This is a genomic window from Pseudomonas marincola (assembly GCF_900682675.2).
Taxonomy (GTDB): domain Bacteria; phylum Pseudomonadota; class Gammaproteobacteria; order Pseudomonadales; family Pseudomonadaceae; genus Aquipseudomonas; species Aquipseudomonas marincola.
The window spans coordinates 278,559-296,806 of sequence record NZ_LR215729.2 but is presented as its reverse complement, the minus strand read 5'-3'; the positions used below and the strand labels follow the sequence as shown (position 1 = coordinate 296,806).

17 protein-coding genes are annotated in these 18,248 nt (G+C 56.6%); 9 read left to right on the top strand and 8 right to left on the bottom strand.

Features of this window, described 5'->3' with window-relative positions; all coding sequences use genetic code 11:
• Window positions 1-427 precede the first annotated feature (427 nt).
• Window positions 428-871: a YtoQ family protein gene (locus PMYSY11_RS01195; RefSeq protein WP_150548089.1), complete on the top strand. Its 444-nt coding sequence runs from the start codon at window positions 428-430 to the stop codon at window positions 869-871.
• Between the two features lie 90 nt (window positions 872-961).
• On the opposite strand, the gene PMYSY11_RS01190 is transcribed toward PMYSY11_RS01195, so the two are convergent.
• From PMYSY11_RS01190 to PMYSY11_RS01155, 8 genes are all read right to left on the bottom strand, one after another.
• A complete protein-coding gene (locus PMYSY11_RS01190) occupies window positions 962-1,843 on the bottom strand; it encodes an ABC transporter permease subunit (RefSeq protein WP_069902277.1) in 882 nt (293 codons plus the stop codon).
• Complete coding sequence (locus PMYSY11_RS01185; protein ID WP_170827809.1) at window positions 1,840-2,721, bottom strand: ABC transporter permease subunit; 882 nt, start codon at window positions 2,719-2,721, stop codon at window positions 1,840-1,842. The genes PMYSY11_RS01190 and PMYSY11_RS01185 overlap by 4 nt, the downstream gene beginning before the upstream one ends.
• A gap of 26 nt (window positions 2,722-2,747) precedes the next feature.
• A complete protein-coding gene (gene potA, locus PMYSY11_RS01180) occupies window positions 2,748-3,890 on the bottom strand; it encodes a polyamine ABC transporter ATP-binding protein (protein ID WP_069902275.1) in 1,143 nt (380 codons plus the stop codon).
• Window positions 3,891-3,942: 52 nt separating this feature from the next.
• Entirely contained in the window at window positions 3,943-5,037 is a 1,095-nt protein-coding gene (locus PMYSY11_RS01175; protein WP_079235656.1) for a polyamine ABC transporter substrate-binding protein, read from the bottom strand.
• Window positions 5,038-5,304: 267 nt separating this feature from the next.
• Window positions 5,305-6,399: a polyamine ABC transporter substrate-binding protein gene (locus PMYSY11_RS01170; protein WP_090514307.1), complete on the bottom strand. Its 1,095-nt coding sequence runs from the start codon at window positions 6,397-6,399 to the stop codon at window positions 5,305-5,307.
• 158 nt (window positions 6,400-6,557) lie between these two features.
• Window positions 6,558-7,931 carry an aspartate aminotransferase family protein gene (locus PMYSY11_RS01165; RefSeq protein WP_090514490.1) on the bottom strand — a complete coding sequence of 458 codons (1,374 nt, stop codon included), beginning with the start codon at window positions 7,929-7,931 and terminating at the stop codon, window positions 6,558-6,560.
• Between the two features lie 56 nt (window positions 7,932-7,987).
• On the bottom strand, window positions 7,988-9,346 hold the full coding sequence (locus PMYSY11_RS01160) for a glutamine synthetase family protein (RefSeq protein WP_069902273.1): 1,359 nt from the start codon (window positions 9,344-9,346) through the stop codon (window positions 7,988-7,990).
• Between the two features lie 39 nt (window positions 9,347-9,385).
• Window positions 9,386-10,138 (bottom strand): gamma-glutamyl-gamma-aminobutyrate hydrolase family protein, encoded by a 753-nt coding sequence (locus PMYSY11_RS01155; protein WP_090514310.1) that lies wholly within the window; start codon window positions 10,136-10,138, stop codon window positions 9,386-9,388.
• A 278-nt stretch (window positions 10,139-10,416) separates the two neighbouring features.
• Between PMYSY11_RS01155 and PMYSY11_RS01150 the strand changes: the two genes are divergently transcribed.
• The 8 genes from PMYSY11_RS01150 to aguA all read left to right on the top strand — a co-directional run bounded on the left by PMYSY11_RS01150 (window position 10,417) and on the right by aguA (window position 18,212).
• Complete coding sequence (locus PMYSY11_RS01150; protein ID WP_069902271.1) at window positions 10,417-11,796, top strand: glutamine synthetase family protein; 1,380 nt, start codon at window positions 10,417-10,419, stop codon at window positions 11,794-11,796.
• A 176-nt stretch (window positions 11,797-11,972) separates the two neighbouring features.
• On the top strand, window positions 11,973-13,031 hold the full coding sequence (locus PMYSY11_RS01145) for an extracellular solute-binding protein (protein ID WP_150548088.1): 1,059 nt from the start codon (window positions 11,973-11,975) through the stop codon (window positions 13,029-13,031).
• Window positions 13,032-13,188: 157 nt separating this feature from the next.
• On the top strand, window positions 13,189-13,797 hold the full coding sequence (locus tag PMYSY11_RS01140) for a LemA family protein (RefSeq protein ID WP_069902269.1): 609 nt from the start codon (window positions 13,189-13,191) through the stop codon (window positions 13,795-13,797).
• Between the two features lies 1 nt (window position 13,798).
• Window positions 13,799-14,683, top strand: a complete 885-nt coding sequence (locus PMYSY11_RS01135) for a TPM domain-containing protein (protein WP_197737963.1) — start codon at window positions 13,799-13,801, stop codon at window positions 14,681-14,683.
• The gene (locus PMYSY11_RS01130; protein WP_090514316.1) at window positions 14,683-15,186 is read left to right on the top strand and encodes a TPM domain-containing protein; all 504 of its coding nucleotides are present in this window, start codon (window positions 14,683-14,685) and stop codon (window positions 15,184-15,186) included. The genes PMYSY11_RS01135 and PMYSY11_RS01130 overlap by 1 nt, the downstream gene beginning before the upstream one ends.
• Window positions 15,187-15,260: 74 nt before the next feature.
• Window positions 15,261-15,902 (top strand): TetR/AcrR family transcriptional regulator, encoded by a 642-nt coding sequence (locus PMYSY11_RS01125; protein ID WP_069902267.1) that lies wholly within the window; start codon window positions 15,261-15,263, stop codon window positions 15,900-15,902.
• A 257-nt stretch (window positions 15,903-16,159) separates the two neighbouring features.
• The gene (gene aguB, locus PMYSY11_RS01120; RefSeq protein ID WP_150548087.1) at window positions 16,160-17,041 is read left to right on the top strand and encodes an N-carbamoylputrescine amidase; all 882 of its coding nucleotides are present in this window, start codon (window positions 16,160-16,162) and stop codon (window positions 17,039-17,041) included.
• Between the two features lie 73 nt (window positions 17,042-17,114).
• On the top strand, window positions 17,115-18,212 hold the full coding sequence (aguA, locus tag PMYSY11_RS01115; protein ID WP_150548086.1) for an agmatine deiminase: 1,098 nt from the start codon (window positions 17,115-17,117) through the stop codon (window positions 18,210-18,212).
• Window positions 18,213-18,248: the final 36 nt, after the last annotated feature.

The window sequence follows — 18,248 nt, the reverse complement described above, 5'->3', positions numbered from 1 at the left end:
GGACTGACACCTGTTCTTACCGGGTAAATCAATTAATAACTGAACACGCTATCGCGCCGGCTTTTTTGCCCATCGGCGCAGACAGACGACAGAACTTGATCTGTCTGCCGGCGACTGGGGAACAAAGGCGCCATGACTAACGATTTCGACCGAAAAATGTATTTCTTTATGTATCTCGTCGGTAAATGCAGCGTACTAGCCATCAAATAGATGTCAAATAGCCATCATGTGAACCAATGCGCATTTTGGTACGTACGTACTTATATTAGAAGCCATTTTTTCGGCGTCAATTTTAATCAGGCACAAAACTGGACACCCCGCGCCCCAGCCGTTAGCGTGACTGCCCGTCCGAAAACCAAACGCCTCGCCTACCCGAACCGTTCGGTTTTCATCGAATACACGATGACCCTGAAGGGAACAGACAATCATGAGCTTGAACGTATTTTTATCCGGCGAGATCCACACCGACTGGCGCCAGCAGATCATGCAGGGCGCACGCGAACTGGGCCTCGACATTACCTTCAGCTCGGCAGTGACCGACCACGACAGCAGTGATGCGGCGGGAGATGTGCTGGGCGCAGAAAGCAATCCGTTCTGGCGCGACCACAAGTCGGCCAAGGTCAACGCGATTCGCTGCAAGACCCTGATCGAACAATGCGATGTGGCAATCATTCGCTTCGGTGACAAGTACAAGCAGTGGAACGCCGCATTTGATGCAGGCTACTGCGCAGCGCTCGGCAAGCCGTACATTACCCTGCATGGCGAAGACATCATTCACCCGCTGAAGGAAGTGGATGGCGCTGCAATGGCTTGGGCGCAAACGCCCGATCAAGTTGTCGAGCTGTTGCAATACATCACCCGCAACGCCTGATTACTGCGGGCTGAAATGCTGCTTGCCGACTGAATGGCAGGCAAAAAAAACGGGCCGTGAAAACGGCCCGTTTTTTTTGTGTGAAAACCCTTAACCAGCGGCTTTCGCTTCAGGTTTATCCTGCTGCCAAGTGGCTGCAGCACCTTCTTCAATCGCTTGCTGAACGGCCTTGCGGCGTTTTTCTTCAGCGCGACGGGAGATGATCCAAACCAGGAATGTCGCCGCCGATACCGCCAGCAGAATCAAACTGGCAATCGCGTTGATTTCCGGCTTAACCCCCAGACGTACCGCCGAGAACACTTCCATCGGCAGGGTTGTTGAACCCGGCCCGGAAACGAAGCTGGCCAGTACCAGATCATCCAACGACAGTGCAAAGGACATCATGGCACCGGCTGCCAAGGAAGGCGCGATCATAGGGATGGTGATCAAAAAGAACACCTTCAATGGCTTGGCGCCAAGGTCCATGGCCGCTTCTTCGATCGACATGTCCAGCTCACGCAAGCGTGAAGACACAACCACCGCCACGTAGGCTGTACAGAACGTGGTGTGCGCGATCCAGATGGTCACGATACCGCGCTCCTGCGGCCAGCCGAGAATCTGCGCCATGGCCACGAAAAGCAGCAGCAGCGACAGACCGGTGATCACCTCCGGCATAACCAGCGGTGCAGTGACCAGGCCGCCGAACATGGTGCGGCCCTTGAAGCGCGTCACGCGGGTCAGCACGAAGGCTGCCAGTGTGCCGAGAATCACTGCCGAGATCGCCGTGTAAAAGGCGATCTCCAGCGAGCGCAGGACCGCGCCGATCAGCTGACGGTTATCGAGCAGGCCGACATACCACTTGACCGACCAGCCACCCCATACCGTTACCAGGCGCGAGCCGTTGAACGAGTAGATGACCAGAATCAGCATAGGCAGGTAGATGAACAGGAAACCGACCCAGAGCATCATGTTGGAGAAACTGAAACGCTTCATGCGCGGCCCTCCATTTCTTTGGCCTGGTTACGGTTGAACAGAATGATCGGCACGATCAGCAATGCCAGCATCACTACTGCCAATGCGGAAGCTACCGGCCAGTCACGGTTGTTGAAGAACTCTTGCCAGAGGATCTTACCGATCATCAGGGTTTCCGGACCGCCAAGCAGCTCAGGAATAACAAACTCACCCACTGCCGGAATGAATACCAGCATGCAGCCGGCAATGATGCCGTTCTTCGACAGTGGCACGGTGATCTTCCAGAAGCTGTTGAACGTGCTGGAGCCCAGATCTGCGGCAGCTTCAAGCAAGCTCTGATCATGCTTGACCAGGTTGGCATAGAGCGGCAGCACCATGAACGGCAGATACGAATAAACAATGCCGATGTAGACCGCGAAGTTGGTATTGAGGATCTGCAGCGGTTCGCTGATCAAGCCCAGGCTCATCAACGCACTGTTGAGCAGACCGTTGTTGCTGAGAATTCCCATCCAGGCGTAAACGCGAATCAGAATCGCTGTCCAGGTCGGCATCATGATCAGCAGCAGGAACACTGTCTGCATCTCAGGCTTGGCGCGCGCAATGGCGTAGGCCATCGGATAACCAATCAACAGGCAGATCAGGGTGCTGAAGAACGCCATCTTCAGGGAGCCGAGATAAGCAGCCAGATACAGCTCATCTTCGGTCAGGAAGATGTAGTTACCCAGGTTGAGAATGATCGACAACTGGCCTTCAGCCCAGGTGTAAATCTCGGTGTACGGCGGAATGGCAACGTCGGCTTCGGCAAAGCTGATTTTCATCACAATGATGAAAGGCAGCAGGAAGAACAGGAAGAGCCACAGGAATGGCACACCTATTACAAAATGCCGGCCTTTGGGCATTCGCCGGCTAATGCTTCGGGAAATGTTCATGAGCGCAACGCCACCCCGCTATCGTCCTCCCACCAGACGAAGACCTGGTCGTCCCAGGTAGGTCGTGCGCCGCGTCGCTCAGCGTTAGCAACGAAGGACTGAACAATCTTGCCGCTTGGCAACTGGACGTAGAACACCGAGTGACCGCCCAGATAGGCGATATCGTGAACAACGCCACGCGACCAGTTGTATTCGAAGGCCGGCTGCTCGGTGGTAACCAACAGTTTCTCGGGACGAATCGCATAGGTGATGGTCTTGTCCTGCACCGAGGTGCTCACACCGTGGCCCACGTAAATGTTGCGCTCGAGGTCCGGGCTGTCGATCAACGCGTAGGCTTCGGAGTCATCAACCACCACGCCGTCAAACAGGTTGACGTTACCGATGAATTCACAAACCAGGCGACTGGTTGGCGTTTCATAAATATCAATCGGGCTGCCGATCTGGGCAATCCAGCCCAAGTGCATGATCGCAATCCGCTGGGCCATGGTCATGGCCTCTTCCTGATCGTGGGTCACCATCACGCAGGTTACGCCGACGCGCTCGATGATTTCGACCAGTTCGAGTTGCATCTGCGAACGCAGTTTTTTGTCCAGTGCGCCCATAGGCTCGTCGAGCAACAGCAGCTTCGGGCTTTTAGCCAGCGAGCGCGCCAGTGCCACACGCTGACGCTGACCACCTGAAAGTTGATGCGGCTTTCGCTTGGCGTACTGCGACATCTGTACCAGTTTGAGCATCTCGGCGACGCGCGCCTCAATGTCGGCTTTGGGCATTTTGTCCTGACGCAGACCGAAGGCAATGTTTTCCGCCACAGTCATGTGCGGGAACAAGGCGTAGGACTGGAACATCATGTTGATCGGGCGCTCGTAGGGCGGCAGATCAGTGATGTCTTCGCCGTCGAGGTAAATGCGACCCTCAGTCGGCCGTTCGAAACCGGCCAGCATACGCAGCAGCGTTGACTTACCCGAGCCGGAGCCACCCAACAGGGCGAAGATTTCGCCCTTGTTGATGGTCAGGGAGACATCATCGACAGCGATGGTCTCGTCAAATTTCTTGGTTACTCGATCAATCTTGACCAGCACTTCTTTCGGTTGCTGATCTCCCTCGAGTACCTTTTTATAGGTGCTTGAAGCCACTGCCATTACGAAACTCCCGGAAAACGCGCCCTCACCTTCGAGGAGGGGCGCTTAATAATTATTTGCCCGACTTGATCTTGGTCCAGCTGCGTGTCATTACGCGCTGAATCTTGCGCGGCATCTCAGCCTGAATGAACAGTCTGTCCAGGACTGCTTGCGGTGGATAAACCGCTGGATTCTCACTGACTTCTTTATCCATGAACTCCCGGGATTTCAAATTCGGGTTGGCGTAGCCAACGTAGTTACTTACCTGCGCGATTACTTCCGGCTGGAGCAAGTAGTTGATAAATGCGTGGGCTTCCTTGACGTTCTTGGCGTCTGCCGGAATCGCCATCATGTCGAACCACAGGTTGGCGCCTTCTTTCGGAATGGCGTAGGCGATTTCGATACCCTTGCCAGCCTCATCAGCGCGGTCAGCCGCCTGAATCACGTCACCGGAGAAACCAGCCGCCACACAGATGTTGCCATTGGCCAGGTCACTGATGAACTTGGACGAGTGGAAGTAAGTCACGTACGGGCGCACTTCCAACAGCTTGGCTTCGGCTTTCTTGTAGTCGTCCGGGTTCTTGCTGTTCGGGTCGAGTCCCATGTAGTTGAGCACGGCCGGGATCATTTCATCCGGCGAGTCGAGGAACGAGACGCCGCAAGTGGTGAGCTTCTTCATGTTCTCGGGCTCGAACAGCACCGCCCATGAATCGATATGGTCCACGCCCAGCACTTCCTTGACCTTGGCCACGTTGTAGCCGATGCCGTTGGTGCCCCACAGATAAGGCACTGCGTACTGGTTGCCCGGGTCATTGGTGTTCAGCTGCTTGAGCAGACGCGGGTCAAGATTGTCCCAGTTGCTCAGCTGACTGCGATCAAGTTTCTGGAACGCGCCAGCCTTGATCTGCTTGCCGAGGAAGTTGTTCGACGGCACCACAATGTCGTAGCCGGTGTTGCCCGACAGGAGCTTGCCTTCAAGGGTTTCGTTGGAGTCGAAAACGTCATAGCCAGGCTTGATGCCCGTGGCTTTTTCGAAGTCGGCCAGCGTGGTCTCGCCGATGTAGTCGCTCCAGTTATAGATATGCACAGAAGACTCGGCTTGAGCTCCGGCGATCAGGCCGAGTGTCAGCGCAGTTACGGTAAACGTCTTGCTGAAGGGAATCTGCATATTTAAGTCCTTTTGTACGTACCGGTTGGCTCGGCCGCACTTGATTCGTCTTGGATTTATGGTGTCCATAACAGCGGCCTGTTGGCCGATCATTGGTAATCGAACGCCACCCTTTGTGGATGCTCCAGAACTGCGACTTAGCCCATCACAGTTACTTTATCGGACCGTTGGCTTGCGTGTATTGCAAACCTCAACGGCTGGCTCAGCACTCGATAACCGACAACCACTGGGCGCCGCACAGGCGCCGCCCAGTAACTGCATTGCCTATTAACGACCTGACTTGACCTTGGTCCAGCTGCGAGTCATTGCACGCTGAACTTTCGGGCTCAACTCGGAGAAGGTGTACAGCTTCTTGGAAGCCTCTTCAGTCGGGTAGATGCCAGGGTTGTTACGGATTTCTTCGGATACCAGCGGCGTAGCAGCGCTGTTGCCGTTCGGGTATGCCACGTAGTCAGAGATCGGCGCGATCACTTCAGGCTTCATGATGTAGTTCAGGAAGGTGTAAGCCTCCTCTGGATTCTTGGCATCTGCCGGAATCGCCATCATGTCGAAGAACGCAGCCGCACCTTCTTTAGGAATGGTGTAGGAAACTGGTACACCGTTCTTGGCTTCTTCAGCGCGCGCTTCAGCCTGGAAAACGTCGCCAGACCAACCCAACGCCACGCAGATGTTGCCGTTAGCCAGGTCGGAGATGTACTTGGACGAGTGGAAGTAGGTGATGTTCGGACGAATTTTCAGCAGCAGCTCTTCGGCCTTTTTCACGTCTTCAACGCTTTGCGCGATCGGGTTCAGACCCAGATAGTGCAACGTTGCAGCGTAAACTTCTTCCGGAGCGTCGAGCATCGACACGCCGCAAGACTTCAGCTTCTGCATGCTTTCTGGATTGAACAGCACTTCCCACGAGTCGATTTTGTCGGTGCCCAGAGCGGCTTTGACCTTCTCAGGGTTATAGCCGATACCGGTAGTGCCCCACAGGTAAGGGAACGCGTACTGGTTGCCCGGATCAGCGGCTTCCAGCGCCTTGAGCAGGTCTGGGTTGAGGTTTTTCCAGTTTGGCAGCTTGGATTTATCCAGCTTCTGGAATACGCCCGCCTTGATCTGTTTAGCCAAGAACTGGTTCGAAGGTACAACGACGTCGTAGCCGGAGTTACCCGAAAGCAGCTTGGCTTCCAGCGTCTCGTTACTGTCGAAAACGTCGTACACAACTTTGATGCCGGACTCTTTCTGGAAGTTGTCCAGGGTGTCTTCAGCGATGTAGTCAGACCAGTTGTAGACGTGCAGCACTTTATCTTCAGCCTGCGCTGCACCCGCTACAGCCCCAGCCAGCGAAAGTGCGAGAAGAGTTTTGCCGAATAATGTCATGCGTACAGCTCCTGTTGTTTTATAAGTTATTCCAGAAGGCGGCGCAGCCTGTCTGCACCACCCCTGGTGAGCCTGGCCAACGCACTGGCGCAGTCTTGCAAGTTCGAGGGGCTTTTTACAACACTCAGATACACATTGAGTGTTGTAACCCCGCGTACTTAACCTGCTATCTCAGCCAACGTCAGATCCAAGCACTGACGGGCCTTGCTAACCAGTTCGTCGATCTCGGCGTTGCTGATAACCAACGGTGGCGAAATAATCATCGTGTCGCCTACAGCTCGCATAATCAGACCATTGGCAAAGCAATGGGTACGGCAAATCATGCCCACACCCTGATCGCTTGAATAACGCTCACGGGTTGCCTTGTTCTTCACCAACTCAATGGCGCCGAGCATGCCAACACCGCGAACTTCACCCACCAATGGATGATCAGCCAGCTCACGTAAACGTTTCTGCAAATACGGTGCCGTCTCGGCTTTTACCCGCTCAATAATTTTTTCTTCGCGCAGGATTCGCAGGTTTTCCAAACCAACAGCAGCCGCAACCGGGTGCCCGGAATAGGTGAAGCCGTGGTTGAAATCGCCGCCCTGATTAAGCACTTCGACAATCTCGTCACGGACGATCAGGCCACCCATCGGGATGTAACCGGAAGTCAGGCCCTTGGCGATGGTCATCATGTCCGGCGTGTTGCCGAAGAAGTCGCTGCCGAACCATTCGCCGGTACGGCCGAAACCGCAGATAACTTCGTCCGCTACAAACAGAATTTCGTACTTGGCGAGGATTTCACGCACCTTCGGCCAGTAGGTATCTGGCGGAATGATTACGCCGCCCGCGCCTTGAATGGGCTCGGCGATGAATGCGCCGACGTTTTCTTCGCCGACTTCGAGAATCTTCTTCTCCAGTTGCTCGGCCGCCCAGATGCCGAACTCGTCCGGCGTCATGTCACCGCCCTCGGCAAACCAGTATGGCTGCGGGATGTGAACGATGCCCGGGATTGGCAGGTCGCCCTGCTCGTGCATGTAGGTCATGCCGCCCAGGCTCGCGCCCGCAACGGTTGAACCGTGATAGCCATTGACCCGGCTGATGATAACTTTCTTGTTCGGCTTGCCCTTGATCGCCCAGTAATGACGAACCATGCGCAGCATGGTGTCGTTACCTTCCGAGCCGGAGCCGGTGAAGAACACATGATTCATGCCTTCCGGCGCAACAGCGGCAATCTCTTTCGCCAGCTCAAGCGCTGGCGGAGTCGCTGTCATGAAGAACATGTTGTAGTACGGCAGCTCCTGCATCTGCTTATAAGCAGCTTCGGCCAGTTCCTTGCGGCCATAACCGATGGCAACACACCACAGGCCGGCCATGGCATCAAGAATCTTGCTGCCTTCGCTGTCCCACAGATAAACGCCTTCGGCCTTGGTAATAATCCGCGGTCCGACCTCAGCAAGCTGTTTGAAGTCGCTGAACGGAGCCAGGTGATGGTCACGGCTCATGGCCTGCCATTCAGCGGTTTTCGGGTTGTTCACTTGGTTGGTCATATCCACCTCAAAAAAATAATCAGGATGGGTGCCGGCCGCAGCCAGCACCCCGCCCCTCAAACAGACAGCAGCAGGAATTCACGCTCCCAGGAGCTGATTACCCGCTTGAAGTTCTCATGCTCGGCGCGTTTTACCGCGACGTAGCCACTGATGAACTTGCTGCCTAAATACTGCTCTGCAAGTTTGCAGTTTTCCATGCGTTCCAATGCCGCTTCCAATGTCAGCGGCAGGCGCAGGTTACGGCGCTCGTAGCCGCGACCAACAACTGGCGCGCTTGGCTCAATTTTTTCAACCATACCGATGTAGCCACACAGCAGGCTCGCCGCCAAGGCCAGATACGGGTTGGCGTCAGCACCGGCCAAACGGTTTTCTACACGACGGTTCTGCGGGTCGGCATCCGGCACGCGCAGGCCCACGGTGCGGTTCTCTTCGCCCCACTCAACGTTTACCGGTGCCGAGGTGTCCGGAAGGAAACGACGGAACGAGTTAACGTTAGGCGCGAACAGCGGCAGCAGCTCAGGAATCAGCTTCTGCAGGCCACCGATGTGGTGCATGAACAGCTCACTCATTGAACCGTCTTCATTAGAGAAGAGGTTCTTGCCAGTGGCCTTGTCAATGATGCTCTGGTGCACGTGCATTGCACTGCCCGGCTGATCGGTGATCGGCTTGGCCATGAAGGTTGCGGTAACATCGTGCTTGAGCGCGGCTTCACGCATGGTGCGCTTGAATACCAACACCTGATCCGCCAGGTGCAACGGCTCGCCATGACGGAAGTTGATTTCCATCTGCGCCGGGCCTTCTTCGTGGATCAGCGTATCGAGGTCCAGCCCCTGGATTTCACACCAGTCATACATGTCTTCAAACAGCGGGTCGAATTCGTTCGCCGCATCAATCGAGAACGACTGACGACCAGTTTCCGGACGACCCGAGCGGCCCAAAGGCGCTTCCAGCGGGAAGTCAGGGTCGCTGTTGCGCTTGGTCAGGTAGAACTCCATTTCTGGCGCCATGATCGGCTGCCAGCCTTTATCGGAGTAAAGCTTAAGCACTTTCTTGAGAATATTGCGCGGCGACAATTCAATCGGATTGCCTTGCTTGTCGTACGTGTCGTGGATCACCTGTGCGGTGGGCTCAATGGCCCAAGGCACCAGGAACACTGCGCTCTCGTCGGGACGGCAGACCATATCAATGTCAGCCGCGTCGAGCAGGTCGTAATAGATGTCGTCTTCGACATAGTCGCCCGTCACAGTCTGCAGCAGCACACTCTCGGGGAGGCGCATGCCTTTTTCTGCAATGAACTTGTTTGTCGGCGAAATCTTGCCCCGGGCGATGCCGGTAAGATCGCTGACCAGACACTCAACTTCGGTGATTTTGCGTTCTTTCAGCCAGCTGGATAGCTGGTCTAGTTTGGTGCTCATAGAGACCTCAGGGTTTGAGAGACGGCTTTAATAGTCGTCTCAGCGTTGCCCCGCCCTCTTCCTGCAAGCCTCACCAAAGGCCTGGAAGATGGCGAGATAATTCGGATTAGATCGTACTTGCCACTCAGGATGCCACTGCACCCCTAATGCAAAACTCGTAGCACCTTCGACGGAGAAGGATTCGATCAATCCGTCGGGCGCCAATGCTTCTACTCGAAGGCCAGGCGCCAGACGCTCAACGCCCTGACCATGAATGGAGTTAACAGTGATTTGTGTCGGTAAACCGATGGCAGCCAGCACACCGTCTGGCTGTACAGCGACGTCATGACGCGGCGAGAACTGCTGTTCAACCGGTGAGTCTTGCGGCTCACGATGATCCATCAATCCTTCAACTTCATGAACCTTTTGATGCAGTGTGCCACCAAATACCACATTCATTTCCTGAAACCCGCGGCAAATGCCCAGCACAGGAATCCCGGCGGCAATAGCGGCTTTCAGAAGAGGCAAGGTGGTGCTGTCACGCGCAGGATCGTGCAAAGTGCCGGGATCGCTGGCGGGGCCGCTATAATGATGGGGTTCTACGTTGGACGGCGAGCCGGTAAATAGCAGGCCGTCGATACTGTCGAGCAAGGCAGGCTGATCCAGCAGCTCACCCAGCGACGGTATGATCAGAGGCAAAGCCTGAGCCCCCAGAACTACGGCGCGGACATATTTGTCACCAGCAGCGTAATAGTTGTGAGAACCGATCAGCTTTGTATCAGAAGTTACGCCGATTATCGGCAGGCGCGACATGGGACACCCTTTATTTTTTGCTGTTTTGGGTTTGAGCCGAGCTTAGCCTTGTTCATTTTATTTCACAATAGGCATGTAAAAAATTGAACACACCCCACTGAGCACCCTGTCGGCAAAGGCTTTGCGCACCGCTGCAGGGGCCTAAAACGCCCCATTAAGGGCCGCGAGGCACCATAAGGGTGCACAAAAAGCCCAGCTTGACAGGCGAAGGGGTTTAAGATTGACTCACACCCGTGCATTCGCATGATTGATATTTTTAACAAAATAGGTGTTGCATCATGTCGGTACCCCCGCGTGCCGTTCAGCTTAATGAAGCGAACGCGTTCCTTAAGGAACATCCTGAGGTCCAGTTCGTCGACCTTCTTATTGCAGATATGAATGGTGTGGTGCGCGGCAAGCGCATCGAACGCGCCAGTCTTCATAAGGTGTACGAGAAAGGTATTAATCTTCCCGCTTCCCTTTTCGCACTCGATATCAACGGCTCCACGGTGGAAAGCACCGGCCTGGGTCTGGATATCGGTGACGCAGACCGTATCTGTTTTCCAATCCCTGACACACTGTGCAACGAGCCTTGGCAAAAGCGCCCTACCGCGCAATTGCTGATGACCATGCACGAGCTGGACGGCACGCCATTCTTTGCCGACCCGCGTGAAGTGTTGCGCCAGGTGATCCAGAAGTTCGACGAACTAGGCCTGACTATCTGCGCCGCTTTCGAACTCGAGTTCTATTTGATTGACCAGGAGAACGTCAACGGCCGTCCGCAGCCGCCGCGTTCGCCGATCTCGGGCAAGCGTCCACACTCGACTCAGGTTTACCTGATCGACGACCTCGACGAATACGTCGACTGCCTGCAAGACATGCTCGAAGCTGCAAAAGAGCAGGATCTGCCAGCAGACGCCATCGTCAAGGAAAGTGCTCCGGCGCAATTCGAAGTCAACCTTCACCACACCAAAGATGCGCTCAAGGCCTGCGATTACGCCTTGCTGCTAAAGCGTCTGATCAAGAACATTGCCTACGACCACGAAATGGACTCGACCTTCATGGCCAAGCCGTATCCGGGTCAGGCAGGTAATGGTCTGCACGTGCACATCTCCTTGCTCGACAAGAAGACTGGCGAGAACATCTTCACCTCGGAAGATCCGATCACCAACGATGCACTGCGCCACTCGATCGGCGGGATCCTCGAAACCATGCCGGCTTCGATGGCGTTCCTGTGCCCGAACGTCAATTCGTACCGTCGTTTTGGCGCACAGTTCTACGTGCCAAACGCGCCGAGCTGGGGGCTGGACAACCGTACCGTAGCCGTGCGCGTGCCAACTGGCAGCCCGGACTCCGTGCGTATCGAGCAGCGCGTCGCCGGTGCCGATGCCAACCCGTACCTGATGATGGCGTCGATTCTGGCCGGTATTCACCACGGCCTGACCAACAAGATCGAGCCGGGCGAGCCAATCGAAGGCAACTCTTACGAGCAGCTGGAGCAAAGCCTGCCGAACAACCTGCGTGATGCCCTGCGCGAGTTGGATGACAGCGAGATCATGGCCAAGTACATCGACCCGAAATACATCGACATCTTTGTCGCCTGTAAAGAGAGTGAGCTGGCTGAATTCGAACACTCGATTTCAGACCTCGAGTACAACTGGTACTTGCACACAGTTTGACGCTGCACCCGACGCCGGCCATTGAGCCGGCGTCTTTTTATCCAGTAGGATCTGCCCAGTACTGATTATTTTGCCGCCCTTGCAAGCGCGGCCTGGAGCGTTTCTGTGCGCGCCAAGACCTGACATTAATTGCCACGCCAACTGGCGAGGAAGCACCTGATCAAAGGAAGATACTCATGCACCATAAGCTCGCCGCTGTATTGCTTGCCTTCAGTCCCTTGCTGGCCTTCGCTGAAGACAAGATAGTGGTGTACAACTGGAACGACTACATCGCCCCGCAGGTCCTTGAAGACTTCACCGCAGATACCGGTATCGCGGTCGATTATCACACCTTCAGCACAGCCGACGAATTGGCCAAGATCATGGCCAGCGGCGCGTCGATCGATGTTGCCGTGCCGTCTAACGACACCATTCCCGAGCTTATAAAAACCGGCGCCATCCTCCCGCTCGACATGCGTCAGTTGCCGAACCACAAGCATCTCGACAAACAAATTCTGAGCAAACTGGCCGCCGTCGACCCGCGTAACAAATATGCCGTGCCCTATCTGTGGGGCGCCGTTGGCCTGGCCATCAACACCCAGCAAGCCCAGGCCGCATTCGGCGGGCCACTGCCGGAGAGCTGGAGCGTATTGTTCGACCCCGAGCAAAGCGCACGCCTGAGCAATTGCGGGATCAGCGTGCTTGATGCGCCCGACGAGACCTTATCGCTGTTGCTCAATTATCAGGGCCGGGATTTCTCACGCAGCCCGCCAAGCCGGATCAAGCGCACCGGCGATGCGCTGGCGACGTTGCGGCCATTGGTGCGTTACGTAGACAGCGAGCGCTATATCGAAGACCTGCAAAACGGCAATCTGTGCATGGCCATGGCCTGGGTCGGCGATGCACTCGCGGCCAAACAGGCGGGGCAGCCGGTGGAGTTCATGGTTCCGAGCGAAGGCACGGTACTGTTCATCGACAACCTGGTGATCCCGAAAACGGCCAGCCGCGCGGATCTGGCGCTGCGTTTTATCGATTACATGATGCAACCCAAAGTTGCCGCCGAGATCACCACAGAAACCCTCTACCCCAACGCCAACGCAGACTCCAAAGAATTCCTCACCGCTGAGCTGCAGGCCATGCCAGACCTTTACCCGAGCCTGGATATCAAGCGGCGGTTCTACACCCTGAAAACCATATCGCCGGAGCAGAAGGCCGCGCGTGACGAGGTCTGGAGCCAGTTCACCGCCGCGCCGTAATCCGTGCCAGCACTTGCCGCCTGCCCGACACCAACTAACGTTATGTCTGCAGGCTGGCGCAAATGCCGCTACCCTGAGTGCGAGCTGGAGGCTCACAACGCGCCAACTTTGGCTGGCGCGAGCCTCATGACTACGATCCCACCTCAATGGAGCGCCCATGAAAACTGTCCACTTTCTGTTATTGCTGTTGCTTGGCGCCAGCCTCACTGGCTGCGGCTACAACGATATGCAACGCCAGGACGAAGCAGTCAAAGCGGCGTGGTCGGAAGTCATCAACCAGTATCAGCGCCGCGCTGATCTGGTACCCAACCTGGTCAATACCGTGAAGGGCTACGCCCAGCATGAAGAAAAGGTCTTCATCGAAGTCACCGAGGCCCGCGCCAAGGTCGGCAGCATGCAGATCAACACCGACAGCCTCGACGACCCGCAAAAAATTCAGCAGTTTCAAGCCGCGCAGGGCGAGCTTTCCAGCGCGCTGTCACGCTTGATGGTGGTGAGCGAGAACTACCCGCAGCTCAAGGCTGATGGCCTGTTCCAGAACCTGCAGGCGCAGCTTGAAGGCACTGAGAACCGGGTGACGGTGGCACGTAACCGCTATGTGCAATCGGTGCAGGCGTACAACAGCATGATCCGCACCTTCCCCAACAACCTTACGGCCATGGCGATGGGCTATTCGGTGAAACCGAATTTCAGCGTCGAGAACGAGAAAGAAATCTCCACCGCGCCGACCGTAGACTTCGGTAACGCCGAACCTGCCAAGCAATAACATGATGACGGCTATCGCGTGGCGTTCGCGCCTGTTGCTGTGCGCTGCCCTGCTGATGCTCTGCCTGCCGTTTAACGGCGCGCAAGCAGCAGAGGTACCCATTCTCAAACGCCATGTCACCGACCAGACCGGCACCCTCACGGCTGAGCAGATCGCCGAGCTGGACAGCCAACTGGTCGCATTGGAACAGCGCAAGGGCGCGCAGCTGGTGGTGTTGATGGTCAGCAGCACCCGGCCGCAAGACATCGAAAGCTATTCGCTGGCGGTGGCCGAAGCCAACAAGATTGGCCGCAAGGGCACCGACGACGGCATTTTGCTGCTGGTGGCCAAGGATGACCGGCGTGACCGCATCGAGGTCGGCTATGGCCTTGAAGGCGCCGTGCCCGACGCAGCCGCTGCACGCATCCAGCGCGAGTACATCGAGTCACGCTTCAAGCAGGGCGATTTCTATGGCGGCATCCGCGACGGCATTGGCGCACTGACCAAACTGATCGACGGCGAACCACTGCCTGCGCCCAGCCGGGCCTCATCGTCGCCACAACCGACGGACTTCCTGGACATCGGCTTCATTGGCCTGGCCATTGCCTTTGTGCTGCGCGGCCTGGCCCGCGGTTTCCCGCTGATCCTGCGCATGGGCTTTGGTGCACTGATCAGCTCGATCTTTATCGGCTTTCTGCTCGGCAGCCTCACGGCAGCGCTTATTGGCGGGGCCATTGGCGCGTTCATCATGCTGCTGCCGTATGGCGGCGTCGCTGTAGGCGGCGGACGCGGGGGCGGCTTTGGTGGCGGAGGATTCGGCGGCGGTGGCGGCGGTTTCGGGGGTGGCGGCGGCTTTAGCGGCGGCGGTGGTGGTTTTGGAGGCGGCGGTTCGTCGGGAAGCTGGTAATGATCGAATTCAAACGCATATTCAGTAACGTGTTTGGCGGCTGGTTCCAGCTCAAGCGCTGCTTCCCCAAGCCTCTGCTTACGGAGATCGGCGATGCTATTGGCGCGGGCGAGGCGAAACACATTGGTGAAGTTCGCTTTGCCATAGAGTCACGCTTGTCCTTCGCCGAGGTACTGGCCGGGGTCAATTCGCGGGGTCGGGCTGAACAGATTTTTGCACAGCAAGGTGTTTGGGATACTGAACACAACAGCGGCATTCTGTTCTACCTGCTGTTGTCTGAACATCGTATCGAAATCGTCGCCGATCGCGGCGTCTCACGTTACGTCGAGCAAGCCCGCTGGGATGCAATCTGCCAGCGCATGTGCAGCCAGTTTGCTCTGGGTAATTGGCGCGAAGGCAGCCTCGCCGGTATTGCCGAGGCTCACGAAATACTTGGCGAGTACCTTTCTGATCCGAATGTGCCCAACCCGAATGAGCTGCCCAACAAGCCGATTATTCTCTAAGCCGATCAGCCCTCAGCTGAACTTGCCTTAGCCCTTGGATTAACGTCCAATGGGCTTTTTGCCCAGAGCCGATCATGCCGCGCCCCACGACGACTGTCCGCAAACCCCGCGCCAGCAGCCAGGCCCGTATTGCTGCCATTCTTACCGTCGCCCGTGACCTGATGGCCGAACAAGGCGTTGCCAGCCTGTCGATCTACAACGTTGCCGAACGCGCCGCCATTCCGCCTTCCTCGGTGTACCACTTCTTCGCCAGCGTGCCGGCCTTGCTCGAAGCGCTCACCGCAGACATTCACGCGGCCTTTCGCGCCTGCCTGCAAGAACCTGTCGAACATACCCAACTGCGCGACTGGCGCGACCTTTCGGCGATTGTCGAGCAGCGCATGCTGGCCATTTATGCCCGCGACCCTGCCGCCCGCCAACTGATTCTGGCGCAACATGGCCTCAGTGAAATCACTCAGGCTGACCGCCAGCACGACATCGAACTCGGCGCGCAAATGCGCAACCTGTTTGCACGCCACTTCATGCTGCCGCCCTTGCCGGATGATATCGATGTATTCGCCCTCGCCATGGAGTTGGGCGACCGCGTGTATGCACGCTCAGTGCAACTGCACGGCACCATCAGCCCTCGCCTCGCAGAAGAAGGTATGCGCGTGTTTGACGCATATTTGAGCCTGTACCTGCCCCCACTGCTGCCAAAGCGCCCAGAGCCGCTCTAAAGCCCGTCCCAAAGCCTGTTCCTGACCTGTGGCCGATCTGATTCGGCCATGCACGAAGAATTTTGCCTATCAAATTTAAACCGATATTTATCGGCATATTTATCAATTAACATCTTCTAATAGATAATAATCGCTTCTAAAGCAGATTTTTATCGACTATAAAGACTGCACTTTCCCTCCACCAAGCCAAAAATCGGATTTCGCTGAGGCTTGTCCGGGGCTTATCGATCTGCCCAAAAACTAATAAGAGGTGCTTCATGTCACGCAACGTAACCGTCGCCGCCACCCAGATGGCCTGTACTTGGGACCGCGGAGCGAATATCGCCAAAGCCGAACAACTGGTGCGTGAAGCCGCCGCCAAGGGTGCGCAGATCATCCTGATTCAGGAGCTGTTCGAAACACCGTACTTCTGCCAGAAGCCCAACCCGGACTATCTGCAACTGGCCACAACGGTCGAGACCAATGAGGCCATTGCGCATTTTCAGAATGTCGCCAAAGAGTTGCAGGTGGTCTTGCCGATCAGCTTCTTTGAGCGTTCGGGACGGGCGCGTTTCAACAGCATTGCCATCATCGATGCCGACGGCAGCAACCTTGGCGTGTATCGCAAGAGCCATATTCCGGACGGCCCCGGCTACCACGAAAAGTATTACTTCAATCCGGGCGATACCGGCTTCAAGGTCTGGGATACCCGCTACGCCAAAATCGGTGTGGGCATTTGCTGGGACCAGTGGTTTCCCGAGTGCGCGCGCAGCATGGCATTGCTCGGCGCCGAAATTCTGTTCTACCCGACCGCCATCGGCAGTGAGCCGCACGACCCCAACATCACCTCGCGCGATCACTGGCAGCGTGTGCAGCAAGGCCATGCCGGCGCGAACCTGATGCCACTGGTGGCGAGCAATCGCATCGGCCGTGAAGAGCAAGGCGACTATGACATCACCTTCTACGGCTCATCGTTTATCGCCGACCCATTCGGCGCCAAGGTTGCGGAGCTCAACGAGACCGAAGAAGGTATTTTGGTGCACAGCTTCGATCTCGATAAACTTGAGCACACCCGAAGCGCATGGGGATCGTTCCGCGACCGCCGCCCGAATCTCTATGACCCGCTGAAGACTCTCGACGGCCACCTGACGTCAGAGTAACTTGCGCAATAATTCGCGCCCCGCACGCTGCGGCGGGGCGCATTTCTTTTCGCTTTAATGTGTTGGTGACGCTATGACCACCCTGACTTCTACTCCACGTGCCGACGGTTTCCACATGCCAGCCGAGTGGGCGCCCCACAGCCAAACCTGGATGGTCTGGCCGCAACGTCCGGATAACTGGCGCCTGGGCGGCAAACCTGCACAGCTCGCATTCAGCGCGGTGGCCAAAGCCATTGCCGAGTTCGAACTGGTAACAGTGTGCGTCTCGGCCGAACAGTATGAAAACGCCCGCGCCCGCCTCGACCACGCCAATATCCGCCTGGTCGAAATCAGCACGGACGACGCCTGGGTGCGCGATACCGGCCCAACATTCGTCACTAATGGCCAGGGTGAAGTGCGCGGCGTCGACTGGGCATTCAATGCCTGGGGCGGCTTCGATGGCGGTCTGTATTCGCCGTGGAACCGCGATGATCAGGTGGCCAGCAAGATCCTCGAAATCGAGCGCAGCAAGCGTTATCGCACTGAAGGTTTTGTGCTTGAAGGCGGCTCGATTCACGTTGACGGTGAAGGCACGCTGATCACCACCGAAGAATGCCTGCTCAACCGCAATCGCAACCCGCACCTGAGCCGCGAAGAAATCGAAGCTGTACTCAGCCAGCATCTGGCTGTGGATAAAGTTATCTGGCTGCCGGACGGCTTGTTCAACGATGAAACCGATGGCCATGTGGATAACTTCTGCTGCTACGTGCGTCCGGGCGAAGTGTTGCTGGCATGGACGGATGACGAGAGCAATCCCAACTATGTGCGCTGCCAGGCAGCCATGCGCGTACTGCAAGCGACCAAGGATGCCAAAGGCCGCGAGCTGATCGTGCACAAGATGCCAATTCCCGGCCCGCTGCACGCCACCGAAGAAGAGTGCGCAGGCGTTGATCTGGTGGCAGGTTCGCAAGAGCGCAGCCCGGAAGTCCGCCTTGCCGGTTCTTACGTCAACTTCCTGATTGTGAACGGCGGCATTATCGCCCCGCGCTTCGACGACCCGATGGACGCCGAGGCCGAAGCAATCCTCAGCCGGGTATTCCCCGAGCACCGCGTAGTCATGGTGCCAGGGCGCGAAATTCTGCTTGGCGGTGGCAACATCCACTGCATCACCCAGCAGCAACCGGCCGGCTAAGTCGTCCAAATCGCAGGCAACAAAAAACCCAGCAGA

Excerpts from the sequence above, each read along its gene's own strand:
- PMYSY11_RS01195 (WP_150548089.1), top strand. The coding sequence starts at position 428 with ATGAGCTTGAACGTATTTTTATCCGGCGAGATCCACACCGACTGGCGC.
- PMYSY11_RS01190 (WP_069902277.1), bottom strand. The coding sequence starts at position 1,843 with ATGAAGCGTTTCAGTTTCTCCAACATGATGCTCTGGGTCGGTTTCCTG.
- PMYSY11_RS01185 (WP_170827809.1), bottom strand. The coding sequence starts at position 2,721 with ATGCCCAAAGGCCGGCATTTTGTAATAGGTGTGCCATTCCTGTGGCTC.
- potA (WP_069902275.1), bottom strand. The coding sequence starts at position 3,890 with ATGGCAGTGGCTTCAAGCACCTATAAAAAGGTACTCGAGGGAGATCAG.
- PMYSY11_RS01175 (WP_079235656.1), bottom strand. The coding sequence starts at position 5,037 with ATGCAGATTCCCTTCAGCAAGACGTTTACCGTAACTGCGCTGACACTC.
- PMYSY11_RS01170 (WP_090514307.1), bottom strand. The coding sequence starts at position 6,399 with ATGACATTATTCGGCAAAACTCTTCTCGCACTTTCGCTGGCTGGGGCT.
- PMYSY11_RS01165 (WP_090514490.1), bottom strand. The coding sequence starts at position 7,931 with ATGACCAACCAAGTGAACAACCCGAAAACCGCTGAATGGCAGGCCATG.
- PMYSY11_RS01160 (WP_069902273.1), bottom strand. The coding sequence starts at position 9,346 with ATGAGCACCAAACTAGACCAGCTATCCAGCTGGCTGAAAGAACGCAAA.
- PMYSY11_RS01155 (WP_090514310.1), bottom strand. The coding sequence starts at position 10,138 with ATGTCGCGCCTGCCGATAATCGGCGTAACTTCTGATACAAAGCTGATC.
- PMYSY11_RS01150 (WP_069902271.1), top strand. The coding sequence starts at position 10,417 with ATGTCGGTACCCCCGCGTGCCGTTCAGCTTAATGAAGCGAACGCGTTC.
- PMYSY11_RS01145 (WP_150548088.1), top strand. The coding sequence starts at position 11,973 with ATGCACCATAAGCTCGCCGCTGTATTGCTTGCCTTCAGTCCCTTGCTG.
- PMYSY11_RS01140 (WP_069902269.1), top strand. The coding sequence starts at position 13,189 with ATGAAAACTGTCCACTTTCTGTTATTGCTGTTGCTTGGCGCCAGCCTC.
- PMYSY11_RS01135 (WP_197737963.1), top strand. The coding sequence starts at position 13,799 with ATGATGACGGCTATCGCGTGGCGTTCGCGCCTGTTGCTGTGCGCTGCC.
- PMYSY11_RS01130 (WP_090514316.1), top strand. The coding sequence starts at position 14,683 with ATGATCGAATTCAAACGCATATTCAGTAACGTGTTTGGCGGCTGGTTC.
- PMYSY11_RS01125 (WP_069902267.1), top strand. The coding sequence starts at position 15,261 with ATGCCGCGCCCCACGACGACTGTCCGCAAACCCCGCGCCAGCAGCCAG.
- aguB (WP_150548087.1), top strand. The coding sequence starts at position 16,160 with ATGTCACGCAACGTAACCGTCGCCGCCACCCAGATGGCCTGTACTTGG.
- aguA (WP_150548086.1), top strand. The coding sequence starts at position 17,115 with ATGACCACCCTGACTTCTACTCCACGTGCCGACGGTTTCCACATGCCA.